17 protein-coding genes and 1 pseudogene are annotated in these 21,171 nt (G+C 71.2%); 8 read left to right on the top strand and 10 right to left on the bottom strand.

Features of this window, described 5'->3' with window-relative positions; translation table 11 throughout:
- Positions 1-40 precede the first annotated feature (40 nt).
- The 3 genes from ABFX81_RS37330 to ABFX81_RS37320 are packed head-to-tail and all read left to right on the top strand — an operon-like array spanning position 41 to position 4,046.
- Positions 41-1,360 (top strand): Nramp family divalent metal transporter, encoded by a 1,320-nt coding sequence (locus ABFX81_RS37330; RefSeq protein ID WP_346139311.1) that lies wholly within the window; start codon positions 41-43, stop codon positions 1,358-1,360.
- Complete coding sequence (locus ABFX81_RS37325) at positions 1,357-2,808, top strand: amidase (protein WP_086854523.1); 1,452 nt, start codon at positions 1,357-1,359, stop codon at positions 2,806-2,808. The genes ABFX81_RS37330 and ABFX81_RS37325 overlap by 4 nt, the downstream gene beginning before the upstream one ends.
- A complete protein-coding gene (locus tag ABFX81_RS37320; RefSeq protein WP_346139310.1) occupies positions 2,805-4,046 on the top strand; it encodes an NAD(P)/FAD-dependent oxidoreductase in 1,242 nt (413 codons plus the stop codon). The genes ABFX81_RS37325 and ABFX81_RS37320 overlap by 4 nt, the downstream gene beginning before the upstream one ends.
- 7 nt (positions 4,047-4,053) lie before the next feature.
- Here the strand turns inward: ABFX81_RS37320 and ABFX81_RS37315 are convergent, their stop codons facing one another.
- From ABFX81_RS37315 to ABFX81_RS37295, 5 genes are all read right to left on the bottom strand, one after another.
- Positions 4,054-5,793, bottom strand: a complete 1,740-nt coding sequence (locus ABFX81_RS37315) for an amylo-alpha-1,6-glucosidase (protein ID WP_346139309.1) — start codon at positions 5,791-5,793, stop codon at positions 4,054-4,056.
- A 90-nt stretch (positions 5,794-5,883) separates the two neighbouring features.
- Positions 5,884-6,708 (bottom strand): ABC transporter permease subunit, encoded by an 825-nt coding sequence (locus ABFX81_RS37310; protein ID WP_086852794.1) that lies wholly within the window; start codon positions 6,706-6,708, stop codon positions 5,884-5,886.
- A complete protein-coding gene (locus tag ABFX81_RS37305) occupies positions 6,705-7,691 on the bottom strand; it encodes an ABC transporter permease subunit (protein WP_086852800.1) in 987 nt (328 codons plus the stop codon). Before ABFX81_RS37305 ends, ABFX81_RS37310 begins: the two co-directional genes overlap by 4 nt.
- A 10-nt stretch (positions 7,692-7,701) precedes the next feature.
- Positions 7,702-8,943, bottom strand: a complete 1,242-nt coding sequence (locus ABFX81_RS37300; RefSeq protein WP_086852796.1) for an extracellular solute-binding protein — start codon at positions 8,941-8,943, stop codon at positions 7,702-7,704.
- 135 nt (positions 8,944-9,078) lie between these two features.
- Positions 9,079-10,101 carry a substrate-binding domain-containing protein gene (locus tag ABFX81_RS37295; RefSeq protein WP_086852797.1) on the bottom strand — a complete coding sequence of 341 codons (1,023 nt, stop codon included), beginning with the start codon at positions 10,099-10,101 and terminating at the stop codon, positions 9,079-9,081.
- Positions 10,102-10,443: 342 nt separating this feature from the next.
- Between ABFX81_RS37295 and ABFX81_RS37290 the strand changes: the two genes are divergently transcribed.
- Both ABFX81_RS37290 and ABFX81_RS37285 read left to right on the top strand, forming a co-directional pair.
- Positions 10,444-13,104, top strand: coding sequence for a cellulosome protein (locus ABFX81_RS37290; protein ID WP_346139308.1), 2,661 nt, complete (start codon positions 10,444-10,446; stop codon positions 13,102-13,104).
- A gap of 89 nt (positions 13,105-13,193) precedes the next feature.
- Positions 13,194-13,559 (top strand): annotated as a pseudogene (locus tag ABFX81_RS37285) (MmyB family transcriptional regulator); the annotation flags it as partial.
- A gap of 16 nt (positions 13,560-13,575) precedes the next feature.
- Here ABFX81_RS37285 and ABFX81_RS37280 read toward each other — a convergent pair.
- A complete protein-coding gene (locus ABFX81_RS37280) occupies positions 13,576-14,274 on the bottom strand; it encodes a TetR/AcrR family transcriptional regulator (protein WP_346139307.1) in 699 nt (232 codons plus the stop codon).
- A 43-nt stretch (positions 14,275-14,317) separates the two neighbouring features.
- Positions 14,318-15,742, bottom strand: coding sequence for an aspartate ammonia-lyase (locus ABFX81_RS37275; protein WP_086847418.1), 1,425 nt, complete (start codon positions 15,740-15,742; stop codon positions 14,318-14,320).
- 133 nt (positions 15,743-15,875) lie between these two features.
- On the opposite strand from ABFX81_RS37275, the gene ABFX81_RS37270 reads away from it, so the two are divergent.
- From ABFX81_RS37270 to ABFX81_RS37260, 3 genes are read left to right on the top strand one after another with little or no spacing between them, the layout of a single operon-like run.
- Complete coding sequence (locus ABFX81_RS37270) at positions 15,876-17,219, top strand: dicarboxylate/amino acid:cation symporter (protein WP_346139306.1); 1,344 nt, start codon at positions 15,876-15,878, stop codon at positions 17,217-17,219.
- Positions 17,216-17,944 (top strand): cysteate racemase, encoded by a 729-nt coding sequence (gene cuyB / locus ABFX81_RS37265; RefSeq protein ID WP_346139305.1) that lies wholly within the window; start codon positions 17,216-17,218, stop codon positions 17,942-17,944. Before ABFX81_RS37270 ends, cuyB begins: the two co-directional genes overlap by 4 nt.
- A 20-nt stretch (positions 17,945-17,964) precedes the next feature.
- On the top strand, positions 17,965-18,657 hold the full coding sequence (locus tag ABFX81_RS37260; protein ID WP_086847423.1) for a GntR family transcriptional regulator: 693 nt from the start codon (positions 17,965-17,967) through the stop codon (positions 18,655-18,657).
- 15 nt (positions 18,658-18,672) lie between these two features.
- Here ABFX81_RS37260 and ABFX81_RS37255 read toward each other — a convergent pair whose 3' ends face one another.
- From ABFX81_RS37255 to ABFX81_RS37245, 3 genes are read right to left on the bottom strand one after another with little or no spacing between them, the layout of a single operon-like run.
- A complete protein-coding gene (locus ABFX81_RS37255) occupies positions 18,673-19,551 on the bottom strand; it encodes an SMP-30/gluconolactonase/LRE family protein (RefSeq protein WP_086847425.1) in 879 nt (292 codons plus the stop codon).
- Between the two features lie 15 nt (positions 19,552-19,566).
- Positions 19,567-20,541: a sugar kinase gene (locus ABFX81_RS37250; RefSeq protein ID WP_346139304.1), complete on the bottom strand. Its 975-nt coding sequence runs from the start codon at positions 20,539-20,541 to the stop codon at positions 19,567-19,569.
- Positions 20,538-21,158, bottom strand: coding sequence for a bifunctional 4-hydroxy-2-oxoglutarate aldolase/2-dehydro-3-deoxy-phosphogluconate aldolase (locus ABFX81_RS37245; RefSeq protein WP_346139303.1), 621 nt, complete (start codon positions 21,156-21,158; stop codon positions 20,538-20,540). Before ABFX81_RS37245 ends, ABFX81_RS37250 begins: the two co-directional genes overlap by 4 nt.
- Positions 21,159-21,171: the final 13 nt, after the last annotated feature.

Here is a 21,171-nt window from a genome sequence, read left to right as displayed (position 1 = left end):
AAGCCGGACCGCACTTTCCCTACCTCCGGAGGTGGCCGACATGACCGCGACACCCGGCAGTCCCCCTCACTCTCCAGCGGCCGCCCCGTCCCCAGAGTCCTTCCCCGCCCCCACCACCCGGCGCGGGCGGCTGGCCGTCCTCGGGCCGGGGCTGGTCCTGGCCGCCACCAGCGTGGGCGCCGGCGACATGGTGACGTCGCTGGCGGGCGCCGCCGGCTACGGCATGGCCCTGCTGTGGGCGATCCTCGTCGGCGTCGTGCTCAAGTACGCGCTGACCGAGGCGGTGGGACGCCTGTATCTGGCGACCGGGCTGACGGCGATCGCGAGCCTGCGCTCGGCCGCCCGCTGGCTCCCGTACGCCTTCTTCGTGTTCGTCCTGGTCATCGGGCTGCTGTACGGGGCGGCCCTGAGCTCGGTGGCGTCGCTCGCGCTGTCGACGCTGTTCCCCGCGCTGCCGCTGAGACCGGTGGCCGTGGTGATCGCGCTGGCGTCGGCCGGAGTCGTGTACGTGGGCCGGTACACGCTGTTCGAGCGGGTGATGAGCGGGTTCATGCTGGCCAAGTTCGTCGGCATGGTCGTGCTGGCCGTGGTCACGCTGTCCACCATGGACGACCCGTCCGGGCTGCTGTCCTCGCTGCGGCCGCGGCTGCCGGAGGGCGACGTGGTCACCGTGCTGGCGCTGATCGGCGGGGTGGGCGGCACGGCCGGAGTGGCCTCGTACAGCTACTGGGTGCGGGAGAAGCGCTGGCGGCACGCCGGTTGGCTGCCCGTCATGCGGGCGGACACGGCGGTGAGTTACACGGTCACGTTTCTGTTCGTGGTGTGCACCTCGATCGTGGGCACCGGCCTGCTGTACGGCAGCGGCCGGACGATCACCGGCAACGACGGACTCGCCGCGCTGGCCGAACCGCTCGGCGCGGATCTGGGGTCGGCGGCCCGGGTGCTGTTCCTGGGCACCTTCTTCCTCGTGACCCTGAGCGCCCTGGTCGGCGGCTTCAACGCCCTGTGCTACCTGCTGGCCGACTCGCTGCGCACCCTGCGCGGAGTGCCGGACGACGAGGCCGAGCGGCACATGGGCCAACGCAGCCTCCCGTTCCGCCTGTTCGTGCTCTACTGCGCGGTCACGTCCGTGGCGGTGACCTTCGCCGGGAAGCCGGTCCCCCTGCTGCTCACCTACGCCGCCGTGGGCTCCCTCGTCCTGCCGCTGCTGTCCGGGGCGCTGCTGGTCCTTCTCAACCGGCGTGGCCTTCAGCCGCCGTACCGCAACAAGACCCTTTCGAACGTGCTGCTGTCGGGCTCCTTCGTCCTGTTCGGGGTGCTCGCCGCAGCGCAGCTCAAGGAAACCCTGGGAGGACTGTGAACCCCGCCGACCTGTGCTTCAGCACCGCGACCGAGCTCGCCGCGGCCCTGCGGCGCCGTGAGATCTCCGCCCGCGAGGTCGTCACCGCCCATCTCGAACGGATCGACCGGGTGAACCCGTCGGTGAACGCGATCGTCACCCTGGTCGCCGACCGAGCGCTCAAGGCGGCGGCCGAGGCGGACGAACGGGCCGTTTCGCAGGCCGAGTTGGGGCCGCTGCACGGGCTGCCCGTCGCGCACAAGGACCTGCACGACACCGCGGGCATCCGCACGACGTACGGCTCGCCCGTCCTCGCCGACCACGTCCCGGCCCGGGACCACCTGGTCGTCGAGCGTCTCCAGCGGGCCGGGGCCATCACGCTCGGCAAGACCAACGTGCCCGAACTCGGCATGGGTTCGCACACCGTCAACCCCGTCTTCGGCGCGACCCGCAACCCCTACGACCTCTCGCGCAGCGCGGGCGGCAGCAGCGGCGGCGCCGGGGCCGCCCTCGCCTGTGGCATGCAGCCGATCGCCGACGGCAGCGACACCGGCGGCTCGCTGCGCAACCCGGCGTCCTTCAACAACGTGGTGGGCCTGCGCCCCTCCCCCGGCCGGGTCCCCTCCTGGCCCGACAAGGCTCCGTGGGGGCAGCTGTCGGTCAAGGGCCCCATGGCGCGGACCGTCCAGGACGTCGCCCTGACCCTGTCGGTGCTGGCCGGGCCGGATCCGCGCAGCCCGCTCGCCCTGGAGACGCCGGGTTCCCGCTTCGCCGGCCGGCTCGACGGCGACGTCCGCGGGTGGCGGGTCGCCTGGTCGCCCGACCTCGGCGGGAGCGTGCCCGTCGACCCGGAGGTCCGCGACGTGGTGCGCGACGCGGTCAAGGTGTTCGCCGCGCTGGGCTGCGAGGTCGAGGAGGCCTGCCCCGACCTGTCCGGCGCCGACGAGGCGTACCTCGTCCAGCGCGCCTGGCAGATGGAGCTCTCCTACGGGCCCCTGCTGGACGAGCACCGGCACCGCATGGCCCCGGACGTCGTCTGGAACATCGAGGAGGGCCGCAAGCTCACCGGCCCGGACCTGGGCCGCGCCCAGCTGCTCCAGGCCGCGCTGTTCCACCGGGTGCGCGAGTTCTTCGGGACCTACGACGTCCTGCTGCTGCCGGTGAGCCAGGTCGCGCCCTTCGACGTCCGCCTTCCTTACCCGGCCTCGGTGGACGGCGTCGCCATGGAGACGTATCTGGACTGGATGCGCTCGGCCGGCCTGATCACGATGACCGGCTGCCCGGCGCTGTCGGTCCCGGCCGGCTTCACCCCGGCCGGGCTGCCGGTCGGGCTCCAGGTGGTCGGGCCGCACCGGGGGGACGCGGCCGTGCTGAGGGCGGGCTACGCGTTCGAGCAGGCGACGCGGTTCGGGGAACGGCGACCGGACGTCGCGGTGAGCACGGGCATGGCGGAAGGCGGTCGGTCATGAGCCCGCGCAGTGTCGTGGTGGTCGGTGCGGGCATGGCCGGGCTGGCGACGGCCTGGTTCCTCCAGGAGGCCGGTGTCGAGGTCACCGTGGTCGACCGGCGGGGCGTCGCGGCCGGCGCGTCGTGGGGCAACGCGGGCTGGCTGTCCCCCGCACTGACCGTGCCCCTGCCCGAACCGGCCGCCCTGAAGCTGGGGTTGCGCAGGCTGCTCTCCCCCGCCTCCCCGCTCTACATCCCGCCCCGGCCTGATCCGCGGCTGGCCCGCTTCCTGCTGGCGTTCACCCGGAACTGCACCCACCGGCGCTGGCAGGTGGCGATGGCGGCACTCGCCGCGCTGAACCGCGGGGCGCTCGCCGCGTACGACGATCTGGCCCGGGGCGGGATCACCGAGCCGACGCGCACGGGCGAGCCGTGCCTCATCGCCTTCACTTCCGCGGCCGGCCGGGCCCCGCTCGTGGCGGAGCTGGACGCGGTGCGCGCGGCGGGGCAGGAGGTCGACTACGACCTGCTGACGGGCGCCGAGGCGCGGGAGTCGGAGCCCGCGCTCTCGCCGCGCGTCGACGCGGCCGTACGACTGCACGGCCAGCGTCACCTCGACCCCGGGGCGTTCGTCGCAGCGCTGGCCGACGCGGTCCGCGACCGGGGCGGGAAGATCGTCACCGGCCTGGAGGTCACCCGCGTACGGGATCTGGGCACCGGGGTCGTCGCCCTCGCCCGCGACGGCACGTCCGTGCGGGCCGACGCGGCCGTCCTCGCCCCGGGAGCCTGGCTCGGCCGACTGGCCGCGCCCTTCGGTGTGCGCACCCCGGTGCAGTCCGGACGCGGCTACAGCTTCTCCCTGCCTCCGGCCGGACTGCCCACCCGGCCCACGTACTTCGCCGAGCGGCGAGTGGTCTGCACACCGCTCGGGGACCGGGTGCGGGTGGCGGGAATGATGGAGTTCACGGCGCCCGACCGCCCCGCGGACCCCCGCCGTATCGAGGCGATCGTCGACTCGGTCCGTGATCTGCTCCCTTCCGCCGACCTCACCCACCGCACCGACGAGTGGGTCGGCCCCCGCCCGTGCACGGCGGACGGCCTGCCCCTGGTCGGCCCGACCCGCTCGCGCCGGGTCCACGTCTGCGGCGGCCACGGCATGTGGGGCATCGCCCTGGGCCCCCTCAGCGGCAAGTTGCTGGCGGAGTCGGTCGTCACGGGCCGCGGCGCTGCCGAGTTGACGGCGCTGCATCCGCTGCGATGACGCACTGTCAGTGGCTGCCCGGGTGTGCGAGTGCTTCGGCGAGGAGGAGGTAGCTCGCGGCGGTCCAGGTGTAGGCGCGGTCGCGCAGACCCGTGCCGGTGAGGGCGTCGAAGTTCTCGGCGAAGCCGTGGGTCTCGCACAGGGCGCGGAAGCGGGCGCTGATGTCGTCGGCGAGCCGGTGGTGGCCGGCGCGGCGCAGGCCGTCCTCGATGAGGACGGTGGCGGGGGCCCAGACGGGGCCGCGCCAGTAGCCGTCGTCGAGGTAGTGCGGCGAGGTGGGCAGCTCGGTGGCGAGGCCGTACGGGGTCAGGTGGGCCTTGATGTGGTCGGCGAGCGCGCTGCCGACCTCGCCGGGCAGGTGCTCGCCGAGCACGATGGGCATCAGGTCCAGGAGGCTGGAGCTGCTCCAGGTGTCCCCCGTGGCGGTTCCCCGGGCGACGAACCGTTCGCCGGTCCAGAGTTCGTCCAGCAGCGCCGACTGGATCTCGCGGGCCGTTCGCGTCCACCGGCCCGCTTCGTCCGGCATGTCCAACTCCGTCGCCAAGGTGGCGAGTTCGTGGAGCTGGAGGACGAGGAAGGCGGCCAGGTCGGCGGTGACGACCACCCGCTCGGGGTCGAAGGTCGTGGCGTTGTCCCAGCCGCTGTCGTTGCCGTGCTGGTAGTGGGGCAGGGCTGCGCCGGGGGCGCGCCGAGCGGTGAGCCAGAAATGCGTCCAGCGTTCCAGCCGGTCGTACGTCCCGGCGAGTTCCGCACGGCTGGGAGGCGTCGGCAGCCGGCGGCGCAGACGGCCCGACGCCCAGCCGTGGATGGGCGGTTTGACGAAGTTGTGGAGGACCTCGGAGTGGGTGACGGAGTCGGGCAGGGCTCCGCTGCCGTCCTGGTGGTCGAAGGGCAGGGCGAACTGGTCCATGGCCAGTTCGGGACAGCCCGGGGCCAGGGCCAGGGCGTTGAAACAGTGGTCCCAGCTCCAGACCTTGTCCATCCAGTGCTTGGACATGAGGACGGCGGGCCGGGAGACGAGCCCGGCCGGGCGTACGGTCGCCGACCACAGGACGTAGGCGGCGAGTTCTGCGGCCGGGGTGGCGGACGAGCGCCATGGGGCCACCGCCTCGACGAAGTCCGCGAAGGCTCCGCGTGCCGCCGCCACGATCTCGCCGAAGGCGGCCGAGGACGCGTACGGCGGACGAGCGGTGTCGATCTCCTCGACGGCGATCTCCCACCCGCCGTCCGCCGCCGCGGTCAGGGCGAGGCCGCGGTCTCCGCCGCCCAGGGCCTGGGCTCCGGCGGTGTGGGCGATCCGGCCGGACAGGATGGTGACGCGGTAGCGGCGCCCCGTCTCGTACGACGTGAACACGTGCGCGTCCGCCGCCGGGTCGTGGAAGAAGTACGTCCCGCTGAACGGTGTCAGGACCTGCGCGGCCGCGAAGACTCCGATGTCCAGGCCGCTGCCCCGCAGGCGTACGGTGTCCGGCGACTCGTAGGCGAGGTCGACGCGCCCGGCCGGGCCGACCCAGCTGAGCAGTCCCGGTGTCGCCTCGACACGGGCCCCGGCGCGCTCGCCGGTCGCCTGGTCCAGGGGGACGAGGCGGAGGACGGCGTGCATGCCGTTCTGGTGCGAGACGAGGTGGAGGTCCTCGGCGTACGTCTTCTCCGCGACCACGGGTGAGATGCCGAACCAGGATCCGAACGTGCTGAACGGGATGTCGTGGACGGAGAAGGCGGGTCCGGACGACGGGGCGGCGGTCATGGAGGCGTGACTCGTTTCTCGAGCAGGGATCGTCGGCGGAAGCAGGGGTCGTCGGCGGAAGGGGAGGTCCGCGGGAGGTTCACGGAGGGGTCAGTCCTTGACGGCACCGGCGGTCACACCGGCGGCGACGTAGCGCTGGGCCAGGACGAGGATCACCGCGGCCGGCAGCGAGGCCACGACGGCGGTCGCCATGATGGCGTTCCACTCCTGGTTGTTGTTGCCGATGTAGTGGTAGATGCCCAGGGTGATCGGCTCGTGGGCGCCGCCGTTGACGAGGGTGCCGGCGAAGACGAAGTCGGACCACGACCACAGGAACGCGAAGAGGGACACCGTGACGACGGCGTTGCGGCTCATCGGCAGGACGACGGACCAGAAGGTGCGCAGGGCCCCGGCCCCGTCGGTCTTCGCGGCCTGGAGCAGTTCGCCGGGGATGCCGGACATGAACGCCGTGAAGATGAGCACCGCGAACGGGACGGCCAGGGTGGAGTCGGCGACGATCAGGCCGGGGACGGACCGGAGCAGGCCGAGCTGGAGGTAGATGGCGTAGAAGCCCATCGCCATGATGATGCCGGGGATCATCTGGGCGACCAGGAAGAGGAAGGCGAGCAGACCGCCGCCGCGCGGGCGCAGTTTGGCCAGGGCGTAGCCGGCGGGGGCGGCCAGTGCCACGGTCAGGACGACCGTGCCCAGGCCGATGACGAGGCTGGTCGCGAGGTAGGTCAACTGCTCGTCCAGGACGGTGCGGTAGCCGGCCAGGGTGCCGTTCAGCGGCAGCAGGTCCGGCGGGCTCTTGCGCATGTCCTGGTCGCGGGTGAGGGAGACGTTGAGCATCCAGTAGACCGGGAAGAGCATGATCCCGGTCAGCAGCAGACCGGTGGCCGTCTTCCACCACGTACGGCTGGGGCTTCGGTTCATGACAGCGCCTGCTTTCGCTGGACCCGGATGTAGACGAGGCCGAACACCAGGGCGGCGACGACGAGCAGGTTGCCGACGGCCGCTCCGGGTCCGAAGGCGGGCAGGAGGTTGCCGAAGCCGAGCTGGTAGGACCAGGTGGCGAAGGTGGTGGACGAGTCCGCCGGACCGCCCTTGGTCATGATCCAGATGATGTCGAAGACCTTGAGCGTGTAGACCAGGCCCAGGAGCAGGGTGATCGCGGACACGGGGCGCAGCAGCGGGAAGGTGATGCGCCAGAAGCGCTGCCAGGCGTTCGCCCCGTCCAGCGCCGCGGCCTCGTACAGGCTGCCCGGGATGGCCTGGAGGCCACTGTGGAGCACGACCAGGTTGAAGGGGACGCCGATCCAGATGTTGGCGATGATCACCGAGGTCAGTGACCAGGACGGCGAGGTCAGCCAGTTCACCGGGTCGACGCCGACGGTGCTCAGCAGGGTGTTGACGATGCCGGAGTCGCTGTTGAGCATCCACGACCAGGTGGAGGCCGACACGATCAGCGGCAGCAGCCAGGGCACCAGGAACAGGGCCCGCAGGGTCGCCGACAGCCGGAAGTGCTGGTGGAAGAAGACTGCCAGCGCCAAGCCGATGGCGTACTGGAAGACCAGGCACACGGCCGTGAACACGACGGTGTGGAGGAGGGCCGGGGCGAAGGTCGGGTCGTCGAGGATCTTCCCGTAGTTCTCCAGGCCCGTGAACGGCGCGTCGCCCTGGACGAAGGAACGGACCGTGTAGTCGCGCAGGCTCAGGTCGAGGTTGCGGTACAGCGGATAGGCGTAGAAGAGGACGAGGTAGAGGGTCACCGGGGCGAGGAAGGCCCAGGCGGCCCATTGCTGGGAGGCCGGCCGGTGTCGTGTCGCGGCACGGGCCGGGGGCGGGGCGGGTGCCGCCGCCGTCCCGGTCGGTGTGCGCACGGGCCGGTGGTCCAGCGGGTGTGCCGTCTGCTTCATCGGGCCCATGTCACTCGGCCGCGGCCTGCGCCGACGTCAGCGCGTCCTCGGGCGACTTCGACCCGCTGAGGGCGGACTGGACCGCCTTCCACAACTGCTCCGAGATCTTGGGGTACTTGGTGCCGAGGTCGCCGCTGGTGCGTCCCTTGGCCGCCTTGACCGCGTCGACCCAGGCCTTCAGCGCGGGGTTCGCCGCCACCTGCTTGTTCTGGACCTCGCTCGTGGGAGCGACGTAGGACAGGGTGGTGTCGGTGTCATACAGGTTCTGGGTGCTGGTCAGGCAGGTCGCCAGCTTCTGCGAGGTGGTGTAGCGGCCGGTGTCGTCCTGCACCGGGAGGGTGACGAACTCGCCGCCGGTCGGGGCGGCGGCGTTGCCCCCGTCGGAGCCCGGGATCGGCAGGACGCCGTACTCGAAACCGGCCTTCTCGGCGCCTGCGAGCTGCCAGGTGCCGTTCTCGGCGAAGGCGTAGTCCCCGCCGGCGAACTCCTGCCAGCTGGTCGTCTGGGTGTTGTTGATGACCGAGTTGGGGGCGTAGCCCTTCTTCAGCCAGTCCTGCCACAGCGACAGCGCGGAGACGGCCTCGTCCGAGTCGAGTTCGGTGAGCTGGGCGCCGGAGCCCCAGAACCAGGGCAGGAACTGGAAGCTGCCCTCCTCGGTGCCGATCGCCGAGAACGTGATGCCCTTCTTGCCGGCCTTCTCGACCTTGGCCAGCGCCGCCGTCAGCGATTTCCAGTCCTTGACCGAGGCGATGTCGACCCCGGCCTCCTTCAGTACCTCCTTGTTGTAGTAGAGGGCGAGGGTGTTGGCGCCGATCGGCGTGCCGTACGTCTTGCCGCCCGACTGGCCGGCCGCGAGCAGGTTGGGGTCGACCTTGGAGGTGTCGAGCTTGTTGTCGTCGGTCGTGGTGAGCACGCCCGCCTCGGCCAGCGTCGAGACGACGGGGTTGTCGACGATGAGGACGTCCGGGGAGTTGCCCTGCTGGGCCGCGAGCAGTGTCTTGTTGGCCAGGTCGCTGGTGTCGAAGCCGGTCCGCTGGATCTTCACTCCGGCCTGGGTGCCGCACTTGTCCAGCAGCTTCGTCCAGGCCGAGCCCTTGGCGAACTGCGGGTACGGGTCCCAGATCGTGTAGGTGCCGCTGTCGGCGTCCTTGGCGTCGGTGCTGCCGGCGCCGGAGGAGCAGGCGGTGCCGACGACGGCGACGACGGTCGACAGGGCCACGGTGGCGAGGAGCCGTCTCGAGGAGCTGTGCATGGCGGGTCCTTCGTTCTCGGCATACGGGTGCCGTGGGAGTGGTGACGAGGGGTGTGCGGGTACGCCGAACGGCGGTGGCGTACCCGGTGAAGTGAGAAGAGCGCGGGGAGGGTTCGAGGGTCGGACGTTCGGAGGTCAGGCGGAGGGCGTGCCCCCTGCGGGCCCGGTGCTCGCCCGCAGGGAGATGGGTGGTGCGAGAAGGTGGTGCCGGGGCGGCGCGCCGGGATGGTCGAGCCGTTCGATGAGCAGGTCGACAGCGCGACGGCCCATCTCCTCGGCCGGTACGTCCGCCGCGGTGAGCTGCGGGGTCACCGTCTCCGCCCACCGGCCGGCCACGACTCCGGTGACGGAGAAGTCCCGCGGTACATGGCGGCCCGCCTGGGCGAGCCCTCGGTAGAGGCCGCCCAGAGCGGCCTCGTTCAGCGTGACCAGGGCCGTGGTCGCCGGGTCGTCGTGCAGGATCCGCTCCAGGCACACCTGGCCGGACGCGGCGTCGTCCCCGCAGCAGTACGTGCGTACCGTCAGCCCGCGCTCGGCCGCCGCCTTGGTGAACCCGTCCAGGCCCCGGTGCGCGGACTCGTATCCCGCCCGGAGGAGCTGCTCCGGCCGGTTGACGAAGGCGACCCGGCGGTGACCGAGGTCGGCGAGATGGTGGACGCACGCCGCCGCCAGTGCGGTGTGGTCCAGGCCGACCCACCAGCCGCTCTCCGGGTGCGCGGTGCGGCCGATGGCGACGGCGGGGAAGTCGAGCTCGGCCAGGTGGTCGACCCGGTCGTCCTGCAGCCTGATCTCCATCAGGATCGCGCCGTCGACCCGCCGCTCCCCCAGCAGCCGCTGGAACGAGCGGTCGCTGTCCACGCCGCTCGGGGACAGCAGCACGTCGTAGTCGTGGGCCGCGGCGGCTTCGACGACACTGCCGATGAAGTCCAGCTGCATGCCGGTGTAGTGGTTCCCGGCGGGCGGGAAGACCAGGCCGATCGTGCTGGTCCGGCCGTTGGCCAGGGCGCGGGCGCTGGCGTTGGGCCGGTAGCCCAGCTCGTCGATGACCTCCTGGATCTTCCGGCGTGTCTCGTCCGACACCGGACGCTTGCCGCTCAGCGCGTACGACACGGTGCTCCGCGAGACACCGGCCCGCCGGGCGATCTCACCGATGTTCACGGGGAACTCCTTGCGTGGGCTGTCGAACCGATCGTTGTCGAACCGGTTCGCGTGAAGTGAAGCTAGGAACTGCCCGGGCGGCTGTCAACACCCCGCGCAGCACTACTTGTACTGCGGCAGGGGTATTGCTGGGGGATTTCGCCGGTGCTAACTTCCTGCGAACCGGTTCGACGGGCGGCCGTCCCTGCGCGCCGCAAGGGACGCCGGATGGATCGCAGCCCGTTTTCCTGCGGCGAATCGAACCGGTTCGACCCCCTCAGTGCCCGAGCAGTCAGCGTCCGAGCAGCCAGTCCGAGCAATACGGAAACCACGGAGACCTCAGTGCGACGAAGTAGAACGACTGTGGCCACAGCCGCGGTGACGGCCGCCCTCGCCACCCTCCTGGCCGGCCCCTCCACGGGAACCGCCGGGGCCGCGGAGCGGGAACGGCTCGTCATCGACCTCGCCACCGACACCGGCGCCTTCCACGGCGGCGCCTCCGGCTCGCTGTACGGCGTGTACGGCGACGGCGTGCCGAGCCGCAACCTCATCGAGGGCATGCACCTGCGCACGGTGTCGACGAAGGCGCAGGACGGTCCGCAGCACCCGGGAGCGGACGCGCTGGAGATGCTGCCGCCGTTCGTGGACTCGGGCGGCAAGGACGTCTACATCTACATGACCGACATCTACCGCGGCTTCCCGTACCAGTGGCCGGGCGCGGACGGTCCGGCGCGGCTCGCCGACTTCAAGCAGAAGATCAAGAAGCAGGTCCAGCAGGTCCTGACGATGGGCGAGTACAAGGACAACGTCGTCTACGTGCCCTTCAACGAGCCCGAAGGGAACATGTTCGGGACCGGCGAGTGGAGCTACAACAAGGTCTCCTGGCTGAAGGACCCCCAGCACTACTTCGCGGCCTGGAAGGAGGTCTACCACCTCATCAAGGGCCTCGACCCGGACGCCCGCATCGCCGGCCCCAACACCAGCGTCCTGTACAGCCAGGTCAAGGACTTCCTCCAGTACGCCAAGGCCAACGACGTGGTGCCGGACGTGATGACCTGGCACGAGCTGTCGTCGCCCGCCGCGGTCCGTACGAACGTGGCGAAGTACCGGCAGATGGAGAAGGACGTCGGGGTCGGCCCGCTGCCGATCAACGTGAACGAGTACGGGCACAACTACCACCTGTCCGTGCCCGGCCAGGTCGTCCAGTGGGTCTCCGCCATCGAGGAGTCCAAGATCGACGCCGACCTGGCGTACTGGAACATCGACGGCAATCTCAACGACTCGGCCGTGGAGGCCAACAAGGGCAACGGCCAGTGGTGGCTGTTCAACGCCTACGGGCAGATGTCGGGTCACACGGTCGAGGTGACCGCCCCGCACCCCAACCAGCAGTACACGCTCCAGGGCGTGGCCACCCTCGACAAGGACAAGAGGCAGTCCCGCGCCCTCTTCGGCGGCAAGAGCGGCGACGCCGACATCGTCTTCGACCACGTCGACCCGAAACTGTTCGGGAAGACCGTGCGCGCCACCGTCCAGGAGATCCCCTGGACCGGTCAGGTCGGCGACTCGGCACAGCCGTTGCGGCTCGCGGACCAGAAACTGACGGTCGGGCCGGACGGCTCGGTCACACTGCCGATGACCGGCATGAACGAGATGTCCGCCTACCAGGTCATCCTCTCCCCCGGCGGCAACGGCGGTGAGCCGGCCGCGCCTTCGGTGAGCTGGCGCCAGGCCTACGAGGCGGAGAACGCCACCTACACCGGCAAGGGCTACTCCAGGAACGGCCCCGAGGGCACGCCCTCCGACGTCGGCAAGTTCGCCACGTCGGGCGCCTACAACGTGGGCGGTCTGCGCACCGGCTCCGACGGGGTCCTCGCCTTCGACGTCGAGGTCCCGCAGGACGGTACGTACGACCTGAGCGTCTTCGCCAACTCCTACAACCTGTACGACCTGGTGAAGGAGCAGGGCCCGACCAACGTCTTCCTGCGCGTCGACGGCAAGGACCCGCAGGAGCTGCGGCTGCCGCTGGGCTACAAGTGGGTCGTGTGGGGCCACAGCGACACGACGGTGAAGCTGACGGCGGGCAAGCACCGGATCACCCTGGCCGCGCAGGACCCCGACCTCGGGGTCACCAAGGGTGACGCCATCATCGACAAGATCGACTTGTCCCTGCGCGACGAGAAGGTGACCGCTCCGGCGATCTACGAGGCCGAGTACGCCACGCTCACCGGTACCGAGCCGCGTTACACGGACCGCGGTGCCTCGGGGCCGGGCGCGGTTCCGCTACCGAAGGGCGCCTCCGCGACCTTCTGGGTCCACTCCCCCACCGACGGTGAGTCGACCGTGTCGGTCGACCACTTGGGCGGCGGCCACGCGAGCCTGGCGCTCAACGGCGAGAAGCTCGACCTGCCGAAGACCGGCGGGGCCAAGAAGGGCACGGACACGGTCCGGATGTTCCTGTCCGGCGGCATCAACAAGGTCACCGTGACCGGTACGGCACGCGAACTCGTCCTCGACCGGCTGCGGGTCGTCCCGTCGAAGGGCACCCTGGTGCCCACCGTCCGGCAGGCGGAGGACGGCACACTCACCGGGGCGGCGAAGGTCACCGACGCCTACACCTTCGCCACGAACGGCAAGGCCGTCACGGGCATCGGCGACGGAAAGGCCAACGCCCTCACCGTCGAGGTGGTGGCCGCCAGGGCCGGTCGGCACGCGCTGACCATCCGCTACTCCAACGCCGAACAGGCCCCGGCCACCCACTACAACCCCGACCCGATCGCCCGCCACGCCGACCTCTCCGTCAACGGCGGACCGGCGCGCCGGGTGCTGTTCCCGACCACCTTCCACTTCAACAATTTCTGGGACCTGACCGTCCCGGTCACCCTCGAGAAGGGCACGAACCGGCTCACCTTCACGGCGGAGGAACTGCCGGACTTCGACGGCGACACGTACAACCAGTACGACCAGCGGTCCCCGTACGCACCGGTGATCGACCGGATCGCCGTCACGCCGATGGCGGTGAAGTAGCCGCTGGTGAACGCGGGGCGCCGATCCGGACAGCCGGTCGGCGCCTCGCCCCGCGCGTCGGTGCCCGCGCTGCGTCACCACACACCGGGCGGCGCGTCTACTCCCACTGGGAGCTCGCCGCCGACATGACCGTCGACGTCCTGCGCACGGAGGCCGGCCGCAATCCCCGCGACAAGGAGCTGCACGACCTCGTCGGCGAACTGTCCACTCGCAGCGACGTCTTCCGCACCCGCTGGGGCGCCCACAACGTCACCCGCCACGGCACCGGCACGAAGCAGTTCCACCACTCCGTCGTCGGCGATCTCACCCTCAGCTGGGAAGCCCTGGCCATCACCGCCGAACCGGGCCTCACCCTCACCATCTACACCGCCGAGCCCGGTTCGCCCTCCGCGGAGAACCTGAACCTGCTCGCCACCTGGGCCGCCACTCAGGAAGCGGGTTCCGCCCCACGGTAGGCGGACCGGCGGTGCGTCAGCTGCTCTTGTCGGGCGCCGGTGCGGTGGGGCCTTCCGGGCCGGCGCGGAGCATCGCCCGGTACAGGGCGTCGTGCTCGGGCGGGTCGGGCAGGGGACCGCGGGCCGGGGCCTCCAGCGACTGGATCATCAGGGCGACGACGCGCCGCCAGGCGTCGGGGGCGGCGTCGCCGGTTGCGTTGACGACGCCGGCGTTGGCCATGTGGATCAGGACCAGATCCGAGGGGTCGAAGTCCTCACGCAGCCGGCCTGCCGCCTTGGCGCGGTCGATCAGCCGCACCATGGCCTCGTACGCCTCGTCGCGGCGCTGCTCCAGGGCCTTGGCGGTGGGGAAGGTCATGGTCAGGACGTCGGCGAAGCCGCTGTCGGCGGCCTGCATCGCGCACGCGGTCTCGATGTAGCCGACGAAACCGTGCCAGGGATCGGGGTCGTCCAGAGCGGCCGCGACCGCGTCGGCGTAGGCGTCCATGCGGTCGGAGAAGACGGCGTCGACCAGCTCCTCCTTCGTCGGGAAGCGGCGGAACATCGTGGCGATCCCCACCCCCGCCTCACGGGCCACGGACGCCATGGAGGCGCTCAGCCCGTCGCGCGCGAACACCCTGCGCGCGGAGGCGATGATCCGCTCCCGGTTGCGTTCGGCGTCCTTGCGCAGCGGCTGGGCGGCGGGGCCGTCGGAATGCTGGGCGCCAGGACTCATACCGGCCACTCTAGCAATCGGATCAGCCTATCCAGTTCCCCCGTCAGGTCGTGGTCAGGGGCTCCGGCAGAGGTGCCTGACCAGTGAGGTTCTCCGGACGCAGGATCGTCTCCAGTTGTTCAGTGGTGAGCAGGCCCGCTTCCGTGGCCAGGTCCTTGATGCCGCGGCCCGTGGCGAGGGCCCGGCGGGCCAGCGCGGTGGAGGCGGCGTAGCCGATGTGCGGGGCGAGTGCGGTCACCAGGCCGATGGAGCGGTGGACCGTGTCGTGGAGGTGTTCGCGGTTGGCGGTGATGCCGGGGACGCAGCGGGTGGCGAGGGTGTCGCAGGCCGCGCGCAGATGGGCAAGGGAGCGCAACAGACTGTAGGCGATGACGGGTTCGAAGGCGTTGAGCTGGAGCTGTCCGGCTTCGGCGGCCATGGTGACGGTCAGGTCGTTGCCGATGACCTCGAAGGCGACCTGGTTGACGACTTCAGGGATCACCGGGTTGACCTTGCCCGGCATGATCGACGAACCCGCCTGCACCGGCGGCAGGTTGATCTCGCCGAGCCCGGCGATGGGCCCGGAGGACATCAGACGCAGGTCGTTGCACGTCTTGGAGAGTTTCACCGCGACGCGCTTGAGGACGCCGGAAAGCTGCACGAATGCGCCGCAGTCCTGGGTGGCTTCGATGAAGTCGCCCGCGGGCCGGACGGGTTCGCCGCTGATGTCGGCGAGGTGGCGGCAGGCGAGTTCGGCGTAGCGGGGGTGGCCGTTGATGCGGGTGCCGATCGCGGTGCCGCCGAGGTTGGACTCCAGCAGCAGGGCGGCGGCTTCGGTGAGGCGTTGCCGGTCCTCCTCGATCATGACGGCGTAGGTGGTGAACTCCTGACCGAGGGTCATGGGGACGGCGTCCTGGAGCTGGGTGCGGCCCATCTTCAGGACGTCGCCGAACTCCGTCGCCTTGACGGTGAAGGCCGTGGCCAGCGCCCGCAGGGAGTCACCGAGCCGGCGCAATGAGGCGACCAGGGCCAGACGGACGGCGGTGGGGTAGACGTCGTTGGTGCTCTGGCCGAGGTTGACGTGGTCGAGCGGGTGGATCGCGTCGTAGCAGCCGCGGGGGTGGCCGAGGATCTCGAGGGCGCGGTTGGCGATGACCTCGTTGGCGTTCATGTTCGTCGACGTGCCGGCCCCGCCCTGGACGGGGTCGACGACGAACTGGTCGTGCAGCCGTCCGGCGCCGATCTCCTCACAGGCCCTGATGATCGTCCGGGCGATGTCCGGGGGCAGCAGGCCCAGGTCGCGGTTGGCCTGCGCGGCCGCCTGCTTGACCGCTGCCAGCGCGGTGATCAGTTCGGGGAACCGGGCGATGGTCGACCCGGTGATCGCGAAGTTCTCCACCGCCCGCACCGTGTGCACGCCGTAGTAGGCGTCGGCCGGGACCTCCTCGTCCCCCACCAGGTCGTGTTCCACGCGTGTGCCCTGCGCCATCTGCGCCTCCTCGTCGGGCGCCGACTCGGGTCGGCGCCGCCGGTGCGAGGCCCCTTGACAGGCCACCGCCTCGGAGCCCAGTCTTACCGCCCAATACGCAGAGCGCAATATACTGGAGCGGTAGGAGGCTTCCATGAGCACATCGCAACCCACTCCCACCAGCACAGACGGCCCCAAAACCCGGCCCGCGGGGCTGCTGCGGCGGTGCCTGAAGATGCCGATCGGGATCCAGTCGATCATCGCCGTCGGGCTCGGAGCCCTGATCGGATCCCTCGCCCCGTCGGCCGGCGAGCAGATGAAGATCCTCGGAGAGGTGTTCCTGAACCTGGTGCAGGTCGTGGTCCTGCCGCTGGTCTTCCCGCTCATCGTGCTGGGCATCGCCCGCATGGAGTCGGTCAAGAAGGTCGGCCGGATCGCCGGCAAGGCCATCCTCTACTTCGAGCTCGTCACCACCGTCATCCTGCTGATCGCGGTGGGACTGGCCAAGTTCACGGGAATCGGCAAGGGCGCCCCCGTCCAGGAGGCCGACGCCAAGGACCTGGACGGCATGAGCCAGGGCATCGACTTCCACGAGCTGATCCTGCACGCCGTGCCGAAGAACATCTTCGCCGCGTTCGGCGAGGGCAACCTGCTCGGCGCCATCACCTTCGCACTGCTCGTGGGCGTCGCCATGGCCGCGATCGGGGAGAAGTCCGAGCCCTTCGCCTCCGTCCTGGAGTCCGTCGCCTCGGTGATGTTCAAGGTCGTCGGCTATGTCATCCGCGTCGCCCCGCTGGGCGTGCTCGGCTTCATCTCCTACGACGTCGCCCACTACGGCTTCGGCAACCTCCGCAGCCTGCTGGGGTTCATCGCCGTGGTCTACGCGGGCCTGGCCATCGTCGTCGGCGTGCTCTTCCCGCTCATCGCCGCCATCTACCGCATCCGTTACGTCTCGTTGATGAAGTCGATCGCCGGGCTGGCCGGGATCGCCTTCGTCACCCGCAGCTCAGAATCGGTGCTGGCCCCGCTGATGGGCAGGCTGGAGGCGTTCGGTCTCAGCCGGTCGACGACCTCGTTCGTCGTTCCGCTCGGCTACTCCTTCAACACCGACGGCTCCGTCCTCTACCAGGCCGCCGCGCTGGTCTTCCTCGCCAACGCCTACGGCGCCGACACGTCCCTGCCCGCCCTGCTCCTCATGGTCGGCGTACTGGTGATCCTCTCCAAGGGCATGGCCGGTGTCGCCTCCGCCTCCATCGTCGTCCTCATCGCCGCCGGCAACTCCGTCGGACTTCCCGCCGAGGGCATCGCCCTGCTCCTGGGCGTCGACTTCATCGTCGACATGGCCCGCACCGGCGTGAACGTCATCGGCAACTCGCTCGCCGCCGCCGTGGTCGACAGCTCCGAGAAGCGGCGTGAGGCGAAACACGGCGGGCGTGAAACCCCCGGCATCCCGGCCGAGGCCGACGCCCCGGCCCTCCAGAAGGAACCCGCGCAGTGACCACCTCCAGCCCGGAGATCATCGGCATCCTGGGCGGCATGGGCCCGGCGGCCACCGCCGACTTCTACGCCAAGCTGGTGTCGATGACTCCGGGCAGCAGCGACCAGGACCACCTCCGTACGGTCATCTGGTCGGACCCCACCATCCCCGACCGCACCGACGCCCTGCTGGGCGAAGGCCCCGATCCCACGCCCTGGCTCCTCGACGGCAGCCGCGTCCTGCGCGAGGCCGGCGCCACGGTCATCGCCATTCCCTGCAACACCGCGCACGCCTTCGTCCCGCGCATCTCCGACCACGTCGGCCTGCCCATCGTCCACATGATCGGCGAGGTGGCCCAGCACCTCGCCACCGTGAGTCCCCGCATCCACACCGCCGGACTGCTCGCCACCACCGGCACCCTTCGCGCGGGCCTGTACCAGGACTGGCTGGGCCGCTTCGGTATCCGCCTCGCGCTGCCCGACGCCGACAGCCAGGACCGGGAGGTGATGGCGGGCATCCGTGCGGTGAAGGCCGGTGACCGGGACGGCGCGACCGCGCTCCTGGAACGCGCCGCGCGGCGACTGACCGGACAGGGCGCCCAGGCGGTGATCGCGGGCTGCACCGAGATTCCTCTGGGCCTGCCCGCCGACGCCGTGGACGTCCCCCTCGTCGACCCGGCGCTCGTGCTGGCCCAGGCCCTCGTGCGCCGGGCCGGACGCGGGAGCACAGCCGGAGAGGCGGCCTAGATCGATGTACTGTACGCAGTATGTCACTCGACAGCCCCGTCTCCCGCCGGCTCCTCAGCGACGAGGTCTTCCACCGCCTGCGCGACTCCATCGTGCGCGGAGAACTCGCCCCCGGGGAGAAGGTCAAGGACAGTGAACTCGCCGAGCGCCTCGGGCTCAGCCGCACCCCGGTGCGCGAGGCGCTCGCCCGGCTCGCCGACAGCGGCCTGGTCGAGGCGAAGCCCGGCGTCTACACGCGCATCACCACCCTCAACCGCCGCGACGTCGAGAAGACCCTCGCCGTGCTGCGCTCCCTCGACCAGCTCGCCGTGGAGACGGCCGTGCCGGTCATGACCGAGCAGGACCTTCAGGCCATGCGGCAGGCCAACCGGGACTTCGAACGGGCCGTCGCCGCCAACGACACCGACGCGGCCCTCGCCGCCGACGACCGCTTCCACGCCGTCCCCATCGCGGCAGCGGACAATCCCGTCCTGAGCCGGATCGTCGAGCAGCTCCACCCCCAGATCCACCGCATCCTGTACCGGAAGTTCTCCACCCTCCTCGGCGGCCGGAACACCATCGAGCACCACGGCCGGCTCGTCGACGTCTGCGCCGGCGGCGACGCCCGCGCCGCGGCGGAGCTCTCCGGACAGCACTGGTCCGAACTCGGCGGCCACATCAACCGGCTCTTCGACACCAACCAGTTCACGGATGCCGGGGCAGGCTCCGCGTAGGGGCGGACGCTGTGTTCAGCACCTGCCCCTCCAAGAGCAGGCCGCCGTTCCCCTGACCGATACGGGGACGCCGAGCACCGCGCCGGAGGACGCGGCCGGGTTCTTCACGCCGTACCGGGCCGTGGTGACCAGGAGGCGGTTCTCCCCGGGGTGCAGGCAGACCGACGTGGGGTGCGGGGCGGGCACGGCCAGGGTGTGGAGCAGGCGGCCGTCGGGGTGGTAGCGGCGGACCGCGCCCGCGCCCCACATCGCGACCCACAGGCAGCCTTCCTCGTCGACGGTCATTCCGTCGGGGCTTCCTTCGTCCTCGCGCAGGCGGCCGAAGATCTCCGGGCCGCCGATGAGGTCGCCGGAGACGGGATCGACCCGGCAGCGGAGGATCGTGCCGACGGCCGTGTCGGCGAGGTACATGGTCGTGCCGTCGGCGGTGAAGGCCGGGCCGTTGGCGATGGTCAGGCCGTCGAGGACGCGTACGACCGTGCCGTCGGGGTCCGTCCGGTAGAGCGAGCCGGCGCCGTGGGTGCCGTCGTAGGCCATGCTGCCGGCCCAGAAGCGGCCGGCGGGGTCCGCGACGCCGTCGTTCATCCGGCTGGGGAGCGGGGTGCGGTCCTCGGGGCGGTCGAGCCATTCCGGTGTGCCGTCGGGCGAGAGCAGCGCGATGCCCGTGCCCGCGGCGGCGATCCAGGTGTCCGGCCGGTCGCCCACCGGCGCGACAGCCCCCAACGGCACGTCCAGCCGGGCCAGTTGAACCGGCCCGGTGGTATCACGCAGTTCGAAGAGCCGGCCGCTGAGGATGTCGACGTACACGTACCTCCCGTCGGCCCAGCGGCCGCCCTCGGCGAGTTCATACGCTCCGTCCACGACGACCGTCGCCCGCACTGCCGTTGATGTCATGTTCAGTCTCCTGGCTCAGCGGAGGGTCGTGCCGTCCGGCTGGTCGAACAGGCCGAGTTCGTCACGGGTCGGAAGGCCCTCCCAGTCGCCCCGGGTGGCGACGGCGAAGGCGGCGGTGGTGACCGCGCGGTGCAGACGGGTGGGGATGTGCGCGCCGTCGAGGAGTCCGGACAGGTATCCGGCGACGAACGCGTCTCCCGCGCCGACCAGATCGACCGCGTCGACACTTCGGGCTGCGCAGTCGCTCGCCCCGTCGGCGGTGAAGCTCGTCGCGCCGCGCGCGCCCCTCTTGACCACCACCTCACGCACGCCGGCGGACACGATGCGGTCCGCGGCCTGCGACTCGTCCGCCGCGGGCCGTTCCAGCACCAGCGGCAGTTCGTCCTCGGAGGCTATGAGCAGGTCGACGTGGGCCAGCAGCGGCCGCAGGGCCGTGCGGGCCTGGTCGGCGGACCACAGCCGGGAGCGGTAGTTGACGTCGAGGCACACCGTGATGCCGGACTCGTGAGCCGTCGCGGCGGCGGCCAGGGCGGCCTCGGCCGCCGACGGACCGAGCGCCGGGGTGATGCCGGTGAGGTGCAGGACGCGGGTTCCCGGGGCCAGCGCGGGCAGTACGTCGGCCGGTGAGACGGCCGAACCGGCGGATCCCGCTCGGTAGTAGCTGACGCGGGTCAGCGTGCCCAGGCGGGGTTCGGTGAGGAGCAGGCCCGTGGGGCGGCCGGTGTCGTCGGTGACCGCGTGGCCGGTGTCGATGTCCTCGGCGCGGAGCGTGCGCAGTACCAGCGCGCCGAGTTCGTCCGCCCCGACGCGGCCGGCCCAGCGCACCCGGTGTCCGAGCCGGGCCAGGCCGATGGCGACGTTGGACTCGGCTCCCGCCACGGACAGGCCGAGACTGCCGCCCAACCGCAGGGCGCCCTGGGCCCGGAGCGCCGCCATCGTCTCGCCGAAGGTCACCACGTCGGGCGGGACCTGGCCGTCCGGTGCCGTCATCGGGTCTCCCCCGCTGCCACCCTGCGGAACACTGCCGCGCGGACGCGGAGTTGCTCGAGGTCGCCGCCGTCGGCCGCGTCCCCGACGAGCGGTGAGCCTACGCCGACGGCGAGGGCGCCCCGGCCCAGATACTCGCGGGCGGCTGCCGCGTCCACTCCCCCGACGGGCACGAACGGCACCTCGGGGAACGGGTCGCGCAGGGCCCGCAGATAGCCGGGGCCGCCGAGGGAACCGGGGAAGAGTTTGATCGCGGCGGCGCCCCGGGCGAGGGCGAGTTCGATCTCCGTGGGCGTCAGGGCGCCCATCAGCACGGGTGTGCCGAAGGGTTCCAGTCCCTCGACCAGCGCCGGGGTGACGAGGTACGAGGCACCGGCGTCCACGGCTCGTTCGGCCTCCGCGGCGGAGCGGACGGTTCCGGCGCCGAGGAGTGCGTCGGGGCCCAGTTCGGTGCGGGCCTGCCGGATCACGGTCAGGGCGTCGGCGGTGGTCAGCGAGACCTCGACGGCCGCGATGCCCTCCTCCGCGAGGGTGCGTACGGTGCGCAGTGCCGCGGCGGGGTCCTTGCCGCGCACGATCGCCAGCAGGCGGTGGGCTCGCAGCGATTCCACCAGGTTCATGGAAGGGGGCTCT

The sequence above is a fragment of the Streptomyces coeruleofuscus genome (assembly GCF_039532725.1).
Taxonomy (GTDB): Bacteria; Actinomycetota; Actinomycetes; order Streptomycetales; family Streptomycetaceae; genus Streptomyces; species Streptomyces coeruleofuscus.
The sequence above is the reverse complement of the archived record's forward strand: the minus strand, read 5'-3'. Positions and strand labels throughout refer to the sequence as shown.

Bases quoted from the DNA above. Each gene is read 5' to 3' on its own strand.
- ABFX81_RS37315 (WP_346139309.1), bottom strand. From the start codon at position 5,793: ATGACCGCCGCCCCGTCGTCCGGACCCGCCTTCTCCGTCCACGACATC.
- ABFX81_RS37280 (WP_346139307.1), bottom strand. From the start codon at position 14,274: ATGAGTCCTGGCGCCCAGCATTCCGACGGCCCCGCCGCCCAGCCGCTG.
- ABFX81_RS37305 (WP_086852800.1), bottom strand. From the start codon at position 7,691: ATGAAGCAGACGGCACACCCGCTGGACCACCGGCCCGTGCGCACACCG.
- ABFX81_RS37300 (WP_086852796.1), bottom strand. From the start codon at position 8,943: ATGCACAGCTCCTCGAGACGGCTCCTCGCCACCGTGGCCCTGTCGACC.
- ABFX81_RS37310 (WP_086852794.1), bottom strand. From the start codon at position 6,708: ATGAACCGAAGCCCCAGCCGTACGTGGTGGAAGACGGCCACCGGTCTG.
- ABFX81_RS37330 (WP_346139311.1), top strand. From the start codon at position 41: ATGACCGCGACACCCGGCAGTCCCCCTCACTCTCCAGCGGCCGCCCCG.
- ABFX81_RS37275 (WP_086847418.1), bottom strand. From the start codon at position 15,742: ATGGCGCAGGGCACACGCGTGGAACACGACCTGGTGGGGGACGAGGAG.
- ABFX81_RS37270 (WP_346139306.1), top strand. From the start codon at position 15,876: ATGAGCACATCGCAACCCACTCCCACCAGCACAGACGGCCCCAAAACC.
- ABFX81_RS37320 (WP_346139310.1), top strand. From the start codon at position 2,805: ATGAGCCCGCGCAGTGTCGTGGTGGTCGGTGCGGGCATGGCCGGGCTG.
- ABFX81_RS37260 (WP_086847423.1), top strand. From the start codon at position 17,965: ATGTCACTCGACAGCCCCGTCTCCCGCCGGCTCCTCAGCGACGAGGTC.
- ABFX81_RS37245 (WP_346139303.1), bottom strand. From the start codon at position 21,158: ATGAACCTGGTGGAATCGCTGCGAGCCCACCGCCTGCTGGCGATCGTG.
- ABFX81_RS37255 (WP_086847425.1), bottom strand. From the start codon at position 19,551: ATGACATCAACGGCAGTGCGGGCGACGGTCGTCGTGGACGGAGCGTAT.
- ABFX81_RS37250 (WP_346139304.1), bottom strand. From the start codon at position 20,541: ATGACGGCACCGGACGGCCAGGTCCCGCCCGACGTGGTGACCTTCGGC.